Source organism: Accumulibacter sp., assembly GCF_032229525.1.
Taxonomy (GTDB): Bacteria; Pseudomonadota; Gammaproteobacteria; order Burkholderiales; family Rhodocyclaceae; genus Accumulibacter.
In genome coordinates this window covers 1-12,880 of the sequence record NZ_JAVTWB010000101.1, presented here as the reverse complement: position 1 = coordinate 12,880, position 12,880 = coordinate 1, and the positions used below count along the sequence as shown (strand labels likewise).

Annotated in this window: 13 protein-coding genes; 2 read left to right on the top strand and 11 right to left on the bottom strand. The window is 64.4% G+C overall.

The window, feature by feature from the left end; all coding sequences use genetic code 11:
* Together RUW20_RS21655 and RUW20_RS06075 are read left to right on the top strand one after the other, a co-directional pair.
* The coding region (locus RUW20_RS21655; RefSeq protein ID WP_409559317.1) for a hypothetical protein at window positions 1-59 on the top strand (59 nt) is incomplete at its 5' end.
* A 105-nt stretch (window positions 60-164) separates the two neighbouring features.
* Window positions 165-1,052 (top strand): 2-dehydropantoate 2-reductase, encoded by an 888-nt coding sequence (locus RUW20_RS06075; RefSeq protein WP_313951307.1) that lies wholly within the window; start codon window positions 165-167, stop codon window positions 1,050-1,052.
* A 127-nt stretch (window positions 1,053-1,179) separates the two neighbouring features.
* Here RUW20_RS06075 and RUW20_RS06070 read toward each other — a convergent pair whose 3' ends face one another.
* The 11 genes from RUW20_RS06070 to RUW20_RS06020 form a co-directional block, all read right to left on the bottom strand.
* On the bottom strand, window positions 1,180-2,622 hold the full coding sequence (locus RUW20_RS06070; protein WP_313951306.1) for a c-type cytochrome: 1,443 nt from the start codon (window positions 2,620-2,622) through the stop codon (window positions 1,180-1,182).
* A 119-nt stretch (window positions 2,623-2,741) separates the two neighbouring features.
* Entirely contained in the window at window positions 2,742-3,281 is a 540-nt protein-coding gene (locus tag RUW20_RS06065; RefSeq protein ID WP_313951305.1) for a hypothetical protein, read from the bottom strand.
* Between the two features lie 150 nt (window positions 3,282-3,431).
* Entirely contained in the window at window positions 3,432-3,857 is a 426-nt protein-coding gene (locus RUW20_RS06060) for a hypothetical protein (protein ID WP_313951304.1), read from the bottom strand.
* A gap of 23 nt (window positions 3,858-3,880) precedes the next feature.
* Window positions 3,881-4,645: a DUF2092 domain-containing protein gene (locus tag RUW20_RS06055; RefSeq protein ID WP_313951303.1), complete on the bottom strand. Its 765-nt coding sequence runs from the start codon at window positions 4,643-4,645 to the stop codon at window positions 3,881-3,883.
* Between the two features lie 93 nt (window positions 4,646-4,738).
* Window positions 4,739-7,480: a mechanosensitive ion channel domain-containing protein gene (locus tag RUW20_RS06050; RefSeq protein WP_313951302.1), complete on the bottom strand. Its 2,742-nt coding sequence runs from the start codon at window positions 7,478-7,480 to the stop codon at window positions 4,739-4,741.
* Window positions 7,477-8,049 carry a PqiC family protein gene (locus RUW20_RS06045; protein ID WP_313951301.1) on the bottom strand — a complete coding sequence of 191 codons (573 nt, stop codon included), beginning with the start codon at window positions 8,047-8,049 and terminating at the stop codon, window positions 7,477-7,479. The genes RUW20_RS06050 and RUW20_RS06045 overlap by 4 nt, the downstream gene beginning before the upstream one ends.
* Window positions 8,050-8,061: 12 nt before the next feature.
* A complete protein-coding gene (locus tag RUW20_RS06040) occupies window positions 8,062-9,723 on the bottom strand; it encodes an intermembrane transport protein PqiB (protein WP_313951300.1) in 1,662 nt (553 codons plus the stop codon).
* Complete coding sequence (locus RUW20_RS06035; protein WP_313951299.1) at window positions 9,716-10,357, bottom strand: paraquat-inducible protein A; 642 nt, start codon at window positions 10,355-10,357, stop codon at window positions 9,716-9,718. The genes RUW20_RS06040 and RUW20_RS06035 overlap by 8 nt, the downstream gene beginning before the upstream one ends.
* Window positions 10,354-11,034, bottom strand: a complete 681-nt coding sequence (locus tag RUW20_RS06030; protein WP_313951298.1) for a paraquat-inducible protein A — start codon at window positions 11,032-11,034, stop codon at window positions 10,354-10,356. The genes RUW20_RS06035 and RUW20_RS06030 overlap by 4 nt, the downstream gene beginning before the upstream one ends.
* 69 nt (window positions 11,035-11,103) lie before the next feature.
* Window positions 11,104-12,435 (bottom strand): OmpP1/FadL family transporter, encoded by a 1,332-nt coding sequence (locus RUW20_RS06025; protein ID WP_313951297.1) that lies wholly within the window; start codon window positions 12,433-12,435, stop codon window positions 11,104-11,106.
* 56 nt (window positions 12,436-12,491) lie between these two features.
* A partial coding sequence (locus RUW20_RS06020; protein ID WP_313951296.1) for a hypothetical protein occupies window positions 12,492-12,880 on the bottom strand: 389 nt, incomplete at its 5' end.

Here is a 12,880-nt window from a genome sequence, read left to right as displayed (position 1 = left end):
TCAATCGGGTGGTCTACGACATCTCGGGCAAACCACCGGCGACGATCGAGTGGGAGTAGGCGTGCGCAGCGCTTAGCCGGCGATCACCACCCGTCCACCGGGATCTCGGGCTCGCAGGCACACGGTCCTCGACCGGGGTGGCCACACGCCCTGTAAGGAGCGAGATGAAAATTGCAGTGATGGGGGCCGGAGCGGTCGGCTGCTACTACGGCGGAATGCTCGCCCGAGGCGGCCATGCGGTGGTCTTGATCGGACGCCAACAGCATGTGGCAGCGGTTTGTCGCGATGGCCTGTTACTGGATACACAGTCATTCCAGACACACATTCCGATGCAGGCCAGCACGGACGCCGCCGCCGTCCAGGGCGCAAAACTGGTGCTTTGCTGCGTCAAGGCGACCGATACCGAGAGCGCCGCCGCGGCAATGAGCCCGCAGCTTGACCCCGACGCATTCGTTTTGAGTCTGCAGAACGGCGTCGACAACAGCGAGAGACTACAGGCACTGCTGCACCGCGAAGTCGCCCCGGCCGTCGTCTACGTCGCCACCGAGATGGCGGGGCCAGGGTGGGTCAAGCACCACGGTCGCGGGGAACTGGTCATCGGACCATCCGCTTGCAGTGACGAGTGGGTCCGGCTGTTTGTCGATGCGGGCGTGCCGGTGCAGATTTCCGACAACGTGGCGGGTGCGCTGTGGGCCAAACTGATCCTCAATTGCGCCTACAACGCCCTCTCCGCAATCACCCAGCTGCCCTACGGTCGCCTTGTGCAGGGCCAGGGTGTCGAGGAGGTGATGCGCGACGTGGTGCAAGAGTGCCTGGCCGTCGCTCAAGCTGAAGGGGTCTCCGTCGGCGCTGACATCTGGCAAGCCGTGCAGGGTATCGCGCAGACCATGCCTGGCCAGCTGTCGTCAACCGCACAGGATCTGGCGCGCCACAAGCGCAGCGAGATCGACCATCTCAACGGTCATGTATTGCGCAGAGGCGAAGCGCTGGGCATCCCGACGCCAGCCAATCGCGTCCTGCACGCCCTGGTCAAGCTACTCGAATCGCGCTAGAAGACCTTGCGGGAGAGGCTTCCCTGCTGACTACGGGTGGGCTCTGCGCAGCGATCGCGGGAGAACCCTCCACGCACCCGGTCACGATGCCCATTTCCGTTTCTGCGAATTGGCGTGCCGGCGGCGCCTACAGGGTCTTGAGGAATTCAAGCAATGCCCGCTTCTCCGGCGCCGCCAGTGCCGTACCGTAGCGGTGACCACCGTTGCCGTTGCCGCGCAAACGGGTGTCAAAGAGGAACCCGTTCGCCCGCGCCTCTTCGCCGACGGCGACGAATCCGACCTTGTCCGTGTCCAGCACATCGTAACCGCGATAGAACACCGTCGGCCGTTGCAGCGGCGGTGTCAGCAGATCGTGCAGCGTCGGCACCGACCCGTTGTGCAGGTAGGGCGCCAGCGCCCAGGTGCCAAGCAGCGGCCGTGCGACGTAGCCTGGTGCGCCTTGCAGTTCGGCGTAGTCCATGCCGAGCTTGGCGGTCACGCGATTCATGCGTCTGGCGTCCTTGTCCTGGAAGGTCAATACGTGCTCGGGGTCGGTGCCTACCTCGTCGACCGGAATGGCGCGCCCGGTTCGCGCACCGCCGCTGCTGTGACACGCGGCGCAGTGGGCCGCGAACAGGGTGGCGCCGCGCGCCGAGAGCAGCGCATCCTGCGGCGCCGGGAACGGCGGCGGTGCCAGGTCGCCGAGGTAGCGTTCAAGCCAACGGTTGCGCATTTCGAATTCGCCGAACGGCAAGGCGCCGGTGCCGAGCGCGGAAGTGGCGATTACCGCCGCGACGGTATGCGCCTCACCGCCCGCATGGATCAGCTGCCCGGCCCGCCCGCCGAGACGCCAGAGCGCGGGGAAATCGGTGTTGCCGACAGTATCGTCCCAGGCCGCCTGGGTGAGGACATACTTCGGCAGGTTGAAGGCATCGTCACGCCCTGGACCCCAGGCGGGCTTTTCTTCCATCCACGCCAGCTGACCTTCAGCAACGTGCAGCGCCAGGCGCGTCAGCGGGATCCACACCACCGTGTACAGCGCACGGTCGAGCCAATCGAGCGGCGATTGTTTTTCCATCACCGGCAGCAGCGCGGACGCACTGAAGCGCGGGTCACGCGCGGCAGCGAACAGGAAACGCAGCAAGCCCTGGATATTGACACTGTGTCCCGGACCGCCGTGGGCGTAGCGCGGCGCATCGTTGGCGGCCAGTCGATAGACCGTCGTGTGACACAGCGCGCAGGTGACCGTAACGCGCTCGACGCCCAGCCGCTTGATCGAAAAGCCGATCGGCAAGGGACGATCGCGTTCCCAAGCGAGCCCGAACGCAGCGTAGCCGCCGCGCCCGGATTTTCCTGCCCCCCACCCCTGGCTGGCGTGGCGTTCGAGCAGATCGGGGAAAACCTGCGGCAAGGCCAGAAATATTTCATACGGAATACCGGCCGCCAGTTCGGCACCGAGGGAACCGTACTTGAAACGATCGAGATCGTTCGCGAACTCCTGCGTACCGCCGCGAAACAGCTTCCAGCTCAGGAACGCGAGCAGCAAGAGCAGCCCGAAAAGAAGGTAGCGCATGCCGCTTCGCTGGCCCATGGTTGGTCCTCGAGGCTATTCTGCTTTGTCGGCCCGGCGCCTTGCCGGTGCCGGGATTTCGAATCGCGTGCGTCGGGTGGCGGAAAGCGCCGCGGCTCGCGTCGCCCAGCCGGGCCGGACTAACGCCGCCAGACCGCTCGCCGGTAGGCGGTTCGCCGCGCTGCGCCGGCGAACGAAAGCGGTGTCAGCGGCATGCCGATGACGTCGATGAACAGTGATACCGGGCCGCCGGTGCTGGGCATCTCGCCCTCCAGGATTTTTACCCCATAGGACAGATCGTCGCCCATCAATACCGGATTCGCCAGCACGACGACGACATCGCCGACCTCCTTGCCCTGCCCCAGGACCGACAGGTTCGCGTTCGGGGGGTCCTTGAGGAAGCTATTTTTGCCTTCGCTCCAGAACGGCACGAAGTCGCCGGTGGCCATGTTGCCGGCGATACGTTCGGGACGATCGGTGAAAAAGACCGTCATCGGGCTGACGCCCTTCAGCGTCAGCAGCCCCGTGGCCTTATCGTAATTCATCGATTTTGCGTTCTGGACGAACAGGAAATCAGCTTCCTTCGCCTTCTCGGTCGCCGTCTGCGCGAGCCCCACCTTCAGCGGTGCGATCGACGCGACCAGCGCAATCGCGGTGAGGAAACCACGTCGTGTGGCCATGCTGCCTCCTTGTTGAAGCGTGGTTGACAATCTACAGCGACGAAGCTGTCACTACTCGGTTCCACTGGCGATCGCCCCGACGGCCGCGAAGAGTCGGCGTGCAACCTGCCGCCGCGATGCGACGTCGGGAAGCAAACTGCGACGCACCGCTCAGGGCTGCGTCGCCACGTAGACCAAATTGTCGCCCTGGAACGCAGCTCGGTAATAAACCCCGGGCCCACAGTTGTAGTACTCGACGCCGCCGATCGGCGTCGCGACGCAGCCAGCCGGCAAAGCATAAATGACCGTTCCGAGTGGCACCGGTCCAGCCGCCGGTGGCGGCGGTGGCGCGTTGACGGCCGCGGCGGTCGCCACGGCCGCCGTCGTCGCCACGGCGGCAGTTGTGGCCACGGCGGCAGTACGGCGCGTCGTGCGTCGCGCTACGCCGGCAACCGAGCCAGGCGTGGCCGGCATACCCACCACGGCGATGGCGTCGCGGACGAAAGCCAATCCAAGCGGCGCCTGCGGCGCGAGGTCGGCGAGCAGCAGCAGCGGAAAGAAAGCACTGGCCGTGAGCCATTTCATGGTCTTGTTCATCGCATACTCCTTGGCGGTCAATTTCACTGGCTTCCACCCTTGGCCAAGGGCAGGAAGTCGACTTTCTTGGCGGCCTTCGGCGGCTTGAAGGCAAAGGTCCGTCGGTTGAACTTCGGTGCCCGATTCCAGTTCGTCATCACCACCGTAAATTGCGGCAGACTGGCGACCTCCGTCGAAGTGATCACCAGCTTCTGCGGCAAGGGCTGACGGCCCTCCTGAATCCAGATCTGCCAGTCGACCCCGGCACCCCGGAACGCGAGGTGATCGCAACGCACCCCCGCCACGACGGCCTTGCCGACGACAAACCCGGAAGTCACGTTATCCATCAGGATCTCGAAGGCGTTGCGGTAGAGGAGATCGCCAGCCGGGGCGACGATATCCAGCTTGGTCCGCGCGAAATCGAGCATCTCCTCCAGGGTGCCAGGAGCGGCGACCGTTGCGTAGGTTTCCCGGTCCAGGTTGTAGAGCGTCAGCGACTTCCCGTCGTAGGCAAGAACCTGGTCGACAAGTTCACCGCGCCGTTCGGCCCGCAGCTTGTTCGGGCGCTGCACCGAGATCTTCGCCGCGCTGTCGAACTGGACCTTCTGCCCGGTTTCGAGCACCGCTTCGATGGTGCTGCGCGCGTTCACACTGAACTCCTGCTGTTCCGCCAGGTACGTGGTCGAGTTCTTCAACAGCCTCTCGGCCAGTGCCTCGACGCCCGCAGACTGCGCGAGAACCGGGACCGCAGCCAGCAGAGCGCCGGCGGCCCAGCCGACAAGGGCCTTGATTAGCTTTGTTTTGTTCATGCTTTTCTCCTGTAAATCGTGGTTCGTCGCTCTCGATTTCGCTACGGTCTCGAGCACCCACATCACGCCGGTGGCGGTCCTGCAAGAGCATCATTATGGTGATGAAGTCGTTTGGCGTGGCGAGTTTTGCTCGGCAAGAGCTGGCGACAAGCCAGCCTCGTGACCGCGGTCGAGGGCCGGAAGGCTGGCCAGCCCCTCTGCCGATCGCAGATGCAGATCGCGCTGCGGGAAGGGAATCTCGATCGCATTCTCGCGCAGCGCCGCCTCGATCGCGAAGTTGAGTTCGTGCTGCACACGCAAGCGCTTGTCAAACGAATCGACGAAGGCACGGATTTCGAAGTCGAGCGAGCTGTCGCCGAAGTCGACGAAGAAGACCGACGGCTGCGGGTCGTCCAAGACGTCGTCGTTGCCCCTCGCTGCCTCGAGCAGTAAGCGCTGGACCACAGCGATGTCGCTCCCGTAGGCGACACCGACCTTGAGCAGGAGGCGAGTCATCTGGTTCGACAGCGTCCAGTTGACCACCTGCTCGGTGATGAACGCCTTGTTCGGGATGATCACTTCCTTACCATCGAAATCAACCACCGCAGTCGCGCGGGCACGGATACGTGCGACCGTGCCCGTGACATTGCCGACAGTGACGATGTCGCCGATGCGGATCGGGCGCTCGGCAAGAACGATCAGGCCCGACACGAAATTGGCGACGATCTCCTGCAGGCCGAAGCCCAGGCCGACGCCCATGGCGGCGATCAGCCAGTGCACGTCTCCCCAACCGACGCCGAGGATGTTGAAGGCGCTGACGATGCCGGCTGCAGCAAGCGCGTAGCGCGTCATTACCTTGATCGCATAGGTCGCGTCGGCCTTCACCTCGAACCGCTGCAGCAAGACGATGTCGAGCAATGCGCCGACATTGCGCACCACGACCACGGTCACCCCGGCGACGACCATCGCCAGGAACAGGTTGCCGACGGTCAACGGGAGCGTGGTGCTCTGGCCGTCCACCGTCGCACGGTAGGTCCACAAGGTGTAGTCGCTGATGACCGACAGCGTCGCCACGCCGCCCTTCCATACCCACCAGATGCCGCCCAGCAGCAGCAGCGTGATCAACAGGTCGAGCAGCGATCGCGTCTGCTCGCCGATGGCTGCAATATCGAGCTGTGGCGCCAGCGGCTCCGCGACTTCGCTACCCGCGCCACCCTCCTCCTCCCGGGCTTGTCGCAACGCCTCCAGTGCCTGGCGACGCCGCAGGCGTCGCCGCTCGACCTGCACCCACAGCGCAATCAGTCCATAGAGCGCCACGGCACCGAGGGCCATGAACAGCGACATCAGCGTATGGCCAAAAAAATAGCCGGCGGCGACGACGTAGCCAGCGGCGGCCAACACCGCAATCGCCAACGGTACGGCAACCGCTGCGCCGAACCACAGCGCATGCAGGCGAACCGCCCAGCTGCGCGGTGCTCGCGCGTAGAGGCGCTGGATCAAGGGACTCTTGCGCCGCAGCATGTGCACGAGAAAGATCGCGAAAACGATCATCGCGACACTCAAGCTGGTCCGCCCGAGGCTCTCGCGGTTGGCATACGGTGCATGGTCCAGTCCGTTCAGCGTGGCGACGAACATCAGCGGCACGAAGAGCACGTAAAACCTGCGTAGCGCATCTCTGGTGAAGCTCAGCAAGGACTCGTCCCAGCCGAAATGACCGCCGGCCACACCGCGCCGTTCGAGCAACCAGGCAAAAGCAGACAGGGCCAGCAGCAGTTTGCTCACCGCCACCAACGCAGCGCTGAGCGCGAGAGCGAACGCCTTCGCGTCGAGGGCCTCGGCGAGCAGGCTCGCCGCCGTCCACATCACCAGCGGGCCCGGCAGCGCCAGCGCGACGGTGATCGCCAGCGCGGTAACGGTGTAGCCGATCCAGTAGCGGTTCGAATTCTCGGTAGTCGGTGCGAGCACGACCAAGCGCGCCTGCAAGCGTTTGCGGAGAAGGTAAAGCGCTACCGCCAGCAGCAGCATCAGCGTCGGCCAGAATGGCCGCGACGCCAGTTCTTCGGCGAGGACGACGGCAGCGGCACGCCAGTGGTCTGCCGAACTCATCCACGCCCACGCGGGAACCACCTCGCCGATAGTCTGCCAACTTGGCCGCGCCGGCACCCAGAATAGTAGCCGGCTCAATTCCGCACGCGCCAGCTGCGTGCGCTGCGCCAGATCCAGTGCGGCAACGTTGCTCTCCTGCAGAACGTGCACCAGTTGGTCCTGGAGCGCGTCGAGACGGCTCAGCAGGGTACGCTGCTCGCCGAACAGCGGCCGCGCCACCGCCGAGAACTGCGGCCACAGCGTATCCGGGAGGCGTGGCGTGGTCTGCGCAAAACGCATCACGAGCACTGTTTCCATGTCCGCGAGTTCGTCCAGCACACGTTCAGCGCGCAGGCTGGCGTCGCTCGCAGCTTCCAGTTGGCCTTCGCGCTGGCGACGCGCGGCCTGCAGACCCTCGGGCCGGGGTAACAGGCTCAATTGCTCGATAACCGTCTGCGCAAACACCCTGCCCAACGCATGCACCTGCGCGTGACGCTCGATTCGCTGCATGCTCAAGGCGAGTTGGTTCCGCCGCTCGCGCAGCTGCGCAAGATTCGCCTGCGCCTGTTCGAGTGCCGTCGTGTCGGCGGCAATCCGGGCCGCCAGGGCCGCGTTCTCGGCCGCCACGCCAGCGGCCAAATCGACCTGTTCGGCAGCGGTCGCCGGTAGCGCAAGCCACACGGCGACGAGCAACGACAGCGCCAGGTGGACCCACAGACCCTTGCAGCGCAGCGCCGACAATGTCTCCGCTGACCGCAGTTGCCGCATCATGAGGTGCGAATCACCACCGCAATGTCAGCGCTGACCCGCGCCAAGGCCCGGCTGTGCGCAGCGACCAGCGCGTCGAAGCCGCTGCCCGCAGTCGCCTCACGCACCAGAGAACGGCCACTTTTCGCAGCCCCGCCCCCGGCCGGGCGCACCGTCCACAGCACGTCGATCTCGACCGACTCGTCGAGCACGGAGTCAAACCGCTGCACGTCGATCAGCACCTGATAGTCGACACTCGACGACGTGGTCTGGCCGTAGGCCCAGACGCGCGCGGTGCCCAGTTCCCGCACCAGGTTGGCCACCACCACCCGCGTAATATTGTCGGCCAGCGGTGACGCCCAGCGCTTCGATTCGTCCATCTGCAACTGGTTGGCTGCCGTGTTCAAGACGATTTGCGGGCGATCGACGACCGTCGGCACCGACACCGGCCCGACAGAAATCGACACGCTCGACACCAGAGCAGCCGGGGCGGCGGTGCTGGTCAAGACGTAAAACTGCGATGGCGCCGAGGCACAGGCGGTGACCATGGCGACCACAAGGCAGGCGGGCGCGAACGCGGCGAGATGGCGCATCAGGGTTTCTCCTCAGTTTTTGCCGCGAATCAGCGCTTCGGGATGGCGCTCGAGATAGTCGGTCAGCACCCGCAACGAACGGGCCGCACGGGTAACCTCGCGCATCGCATCACGCAACTCCTGCTGCCCCGGCGCGTCCGGGGCGAGCAGCGTGGTATCGGTGTTCTTGATCGCCCGGTCGGCCGAGGCCGTCGCGCGGCGGAATTCCTCGAGCACTTTCTTGAGTTCCGGCGTGACCTCGGCATCGATCCGCTTCACCGCCTTGTCCGTATCCTTCAGCGTCTGATTGAAGGTTTCAAGCACTTTCCTGGTATCGGCGCCAAGCGCCTCGTACGGCAGTTTGTCGAGCTTGGCGAGAATGCTACCGATCTTCGCCTCAAAGTTCGGGAGAGTGCTGGGGACCGCTGGCAATACCGGCTTTTCCTTGCTCCAGTCAATCTTCACCTTCGCCGCGTCGGGATGGTAATCGAAAGCCACATAGCGCTGTCCGGTAAGCAGATTGCCGCTTTGAATCTGGGCACGCATGCCCTGATCCTCGACCATCCGCGCGAAAAACTCCTGGCGCTGCTTGGTGGTGCGGGCGAGCGCCTCGCCGCTTTCCACTTGCGCGGCGCTCAACTGCGCGACCAGACGTTCGGGGAAAACCACGAACTCGACGCGCCCGCGCAGGCGCTTCGTCACCGGATCGATGTCGAGCCCGACGTCGGTCACCTCGCCCCCCGGCAGGCCGAGGAGGGTAACCGGCGCGCCGATCGAAAGGCCGCGCAGGGATTCCGTGAAATAGAGCAGGTAGCGCCTGGCGAGCGGCTCCGGCTGTTTCATTGCTCCGGCTTGATCAGTAAACAAAGTGAAGACCGCGTTGGCGGTGGCAGGCGCTGCTTGCGCGGCAAACGACGGGGTTTCGAAAGCCAGGCCGCCGGCGATCAGCGCGACCATCGACTGGGTGCGTACATCGACGCCCTCCGCGCCGAGCGAGACGTCAACCCCGCTGGCGTTCCAGAAACGCGTTTCGGGGGTGACGTACTGGTCGAAGGGCGCGTGCACGAAAACCTTGATCTCGACCGCCTTGCCGTCCTTCGCCAACTCGTAGGCGACGACCTGGCCGGCCTGCAAGCGACGGAAATAGACCGGCGAACCGATGCCCAGGGAGCCGAGGTTTGCCGCGGTCAGCACGTACTGCCGCCCTGGCTGGTCGCCGGTAATGATCGGCGGCACTTCGAGTCCGTGGAAGCTGCCCTGCGCCTGACTGGACTTGCCAGCCTCGAAGCCGATGTAGTTGCCCGAGAGCAGCGTGCCCAGGCCAGACACACCGCTCAGCGAGACGCGCGGCTCCACCACCCAGAACTTCGCGTCTTCGACCACCAGCCCGGCCGCACTCTTGGCCATCTTGGCCGTTACCGTGACCCTGGTGTAATCCTCGGAAAGCTGTACAGCCGTCACCTGACCGATGTTGACATCCTTGTACTTGACGAAGGTCTTGCCGGCCTCGATCCCTTCCGCTGCCTTGAACACAATGGAAATTGTCGGTCCTTCACTGAGCACCCGCTGCACCGCAATACCGCCGGCCACCACCGCGGCGAGGATCGGGATGATCCACACCGTCGACACCCGGGTCCGCTTCTTCGGCACGACTGTCGCTTGGGGAAGGTCGTCGCGTTCGCTACCGTCAGCCATCCTGCTTCTCCATATTGTTTGCCGAATCCCAGATCAAGCGCGGATCGAAGGCCTCCGCCGCGAGCATGGTCAGCACCACCACCGCTGCGAAGAACAACACGCCGGGACCCGGAAGCACCGACATCAGGGGCTGCAACTGCACCAGGGCGACGGTAAAGGTGTCGACGAAGACGTCGAGCATCGACCAGCGACCGATGAAGGTGACCATCCGGAACAAACGCGCGCGCTCGTGGTGGCTGCCTACCATGCCGCGCTGAACGCTCACCAGAAGATAGCCGAGGGCGACGAGCTTGCCAAGCGGCACCATCACGCTCGCCACCAGCACGATCAAGGCCAGCGGCCAGGATCCGGAGGTATACAGGAAAACGACACCGCCCATGATCGTTTCGGCATCGGAGGTGGCAAAGGTGTTGCTGACCATCACCGGCAACAGGTTGGCCGGGATGTAGCAGATTGCCGCGGCGATGAGCAACGCCCAGGTACGCTGCAACGACTGCACGCGGCGAACTTCGAGTGTTGCGCCACAGCGCGGGCAGTGGCCGGCATGCTCGGCGTGCACCGGCCGGGTGAGCAACTTGCAGGTTTCGCAGGAGACCAGTCCCGCCTGCGCCCCGGTGACGAGAGCGCCGCTCATCGGCCGCGCTCCACATAATTCTCGTCGGCAAATGCCGCTGCAGCGAGTTCGTCGCCATGCTTCCATTCGACCCGTTTCCAGATTTCTCGGGCGTCGAAAGTGACCGAAATCGCCGGCAGCAGAACAGCCAGCAGGCCCATCGCATACATCCCGACGCCGGGGTTTACGGTTGCCAGTTCGGCGATCTTGATCAATGCCACCAGAATGCCCAGCAACATCACGTCGTACATCGCCCAAGGTTGCATATGCAAGCCCCAGCGCAGCAACTCGCCGCTCCAGTGCGGCAGGGGTGGCCGCCTCGCAGCGAGCAGCACGGTCAGCATCAAAAGAAGGAAGAACGCGGGGGCGATCACCGCACAGAAAGTGACGATCATGGCGGTGATCCGTTCACCGTCCAGCCACATCTGCCAGGCACCACCGAGGATGGTCGTGCTCGCGTACCGCCCGACCGCCGACAGATCCATCAGCGGCATGGTGTTAGCGACAACGAAGACGATCAGCGCGGTGAGCGTGAGCACCAGCGGCAGCTCGAGCGGGTCGCTCGGCCTCGCCGCCAGCACGAAGCCGCAACGCGCGCAGCGCGCCCTGCCACCCACTGGAAGCGCTGGAATCCGCTGCAGCAGATCGCACTCCTGGCAGGCGATCAGTGGCTGCGACGATGCCGCCAACTCAGTCACCGGCACGCCTCATCTGCGCAACCCTCACTCCTCAAGCGGCGCACGGCGCGAACCCGGCATCTCGCCGGATTAGAACTTCCAGTTGTAGTAGGCCGCAACGAAAATCGTCCCGGTATTCTTGTACGAGCCGACGACGTCACCGCGTCCGCCAAGCGCAACAGGCAGCGTGCTCTGCAGCTTGGTGTCCAGCGTCCCACCGTACAGGTACTCCGTGGCGATACCCCAGGCGGCGTTCTTGCTCAACTGTTGTTCGCCACCGACACCGAAGCGCCAGGCCGAGTTCACCGGTAGCAGCGGTGAGACATCGCCCGACTGCATGGCGGAGTCGTAGGCAACGCCGAAGTTGAGCAGCCAGGGTTCGCTCAGGCGGTGTTGTGCGCCCAGCGCGAGGTGCCAGGTGTCCTTGAATTTCAGGTCAGCGGTGAGGCTGGCGGGATTGTTGGTGTCGTCAATACCCACCTGGACCTGGCCGAACTTCGACCACTGCTGCCAGCCGACACTGCCAAGCAGCGCCCAGCGATCATTCACTTGTGTAAACACGCTGGCCATTGCCTGCTGCGGGACCTTGATGCCCAACTTGAGGTTTGCGTCGAGCGCCCCGCGATTGGCCAGCACGGTGTTGAGCCCTGGCGCGAGATTCGAGAACTTTGCCGGCGCCTTGAAGTCGAGATCGATCTGCGAATTCCAGGTAAGCCCCAGCCGCGTTCCCTGATCGATTTCGTAGAGCAGACCGAGGTTGACTCCCCAGCCCCAGGTGTTGTCTTCAAGCTTGAGCCGGCCATCGCCAACGCCGGGCGCGACGTTGTTGATCGCCACCTGGTTGGAGTAGATGCCGTACATGGCGTTCACGCTGGCGCCAAGCGAAAGCTTGTCGTTGACTTTGTAGGCAATCGACGGCAGGAAGGAGATCCCCAGTATCGTTGCTTTCTGGACGTAGTACTTGCCGACCCAGTCGTTATCATAGGTCAGCGGGGCGCCAAAGTTGCCGGTAAGAGCGAAGCCGAGCTTGAGGTCGGGCGAAACACTGTAGCTCAGGAAGCCACCGCCACCGGGGAACCAGCCGTCCCAGCCCACGGTATTGCCGCCATTGTCGCCGCCGAGTGCCGGCGAGGTGCCCGCGCCCGGCGAGAATTTGGTGTTGTCCCACAACAGCTGCCCCGCCGCGAGGAACTGGGTGCCTTCCAGCCGCGTCATGCCGGCCGGATTGCTGAGCACCGTCGATGCATCCTGTGCGCGCGCGCCGTAGCCGGCCGAGGCGAGCCCGACATCGGCGGTCCCGACCTCGTAGGCGATCAGACCTCCCGCCGCCGCCTGTCCTGTGACCAGCAGCGCACCCGCACACAAGGCGACCTTCGCCGCCCTGCGGCCACCCTCACCCATCCAAACCGGCCAAGAAATCATGCATTTCCCCAATCGTCAATAACCATCAATGTTGTCGCTGCGCCTGCACACCAAAGCTACCGCCAGCCAACCCCACGCCGACCGACGCCGACGCCATGAAAGCCGACACCCACGCCACCGCCCGGACCGATCCAGTCGATGAACAAGGAGGTCACGCCACCGGCCGTCGGCACCTTGCCTTCGATCACTTTGTAACTGTACACCAGGTCCTTGCCCTCGACGACCGGCTTGCTGATCTCGACCACCGTCAGCGTGTTCGCGCTTTCCCCTGGCTGATAGACCGACAGGGTGGCGTTGGGCGGATCCTTGCTGAAGTTGTTCGGCCCGGCAGCGGCGGTCCACTCTTCGAGATAGGCCGGCATCGTAATATGGCCGGCGACACGCACCGGGCGGTCGGAAAAGTAGATCGTCTGCGGTGCCACATTGACCAGCCTTAGCGTCTTGT

Bases quoted from the DNA above. Each gene is read 5' to 3' on its own strand.
- RUW20_RS06075 (WP_313951307.1), top strand. From the start codon at position 165: ATGAAAATTGCAGTGATGGGGGCCGGAGCGGTCGGCTGCTACTACGGC.
- RUW20_RS06070 (WP_313951306.1), bottom strand. From the start codon at position 2,622: ATGGGCCAGCGAAGCGGCATGCGCTACCTTCTTTTCGGGCTGCTCTTG.
- RUW20_RS06065 (WP_313951305.1), bottom strand. From the start codon at position 3,281: ATGGCCACACGACGTGGTTTCCTCACCGCGATTGCGCTGGTCGCGTCG.
- RUW20_RS06060 (WP_313951304.1), bottom strand. From the start codon at position 3,857: ATGAACAAGACCATGAAATGGCTCACGGCCAGTGCTTTCTTTCCGCTG.
- RUW20_RS06055 (WP_313951303.1), bottom strand. From the start codon at position 4,645: ATGAACAAAACAAAGCTAATCAAGGCCCTTGTCGGCTGGGCCGCCGGC.
- RUW20_RS06050 (WP_313951302.1), bottom strand. From the start codon at position 7,480: ATGATGCGGCAACTGCGGTCAGCGGAGACATTGTCGGCGCTGCGCTGC.
- RUW20_RS06045 (WP_313951301.1), bottom strand. From the start codon at position 8,049: ATGCGCCATCTCGCCGCGTTCGCGCCCGCCTGCCTTGTGGTCGCCATG.
- RUW20_RS06040 (WP_313951300.1), bottom strand. From the start codon at position 9,723: ATGGCTGACGGTAGCGAACGCGACGACCTTCCCCAAGCGACAGTCGTG.
- RUW20_RS06035 (WP_313951299.1), bottom strand. From the start codon at position 10,357: ATGAGCGGCGCTCTCGTCACCGGGGCGCAGGCGGGACTGGTCTCCTGC.
- RUW20_RS06025 (WP_313951297.1), bottom strand. From the start codon at position 12,435: ATGATTTCTTGGCCGGTTTGGATGGGTGAGGGTGGCCGCAGGGCGGCG.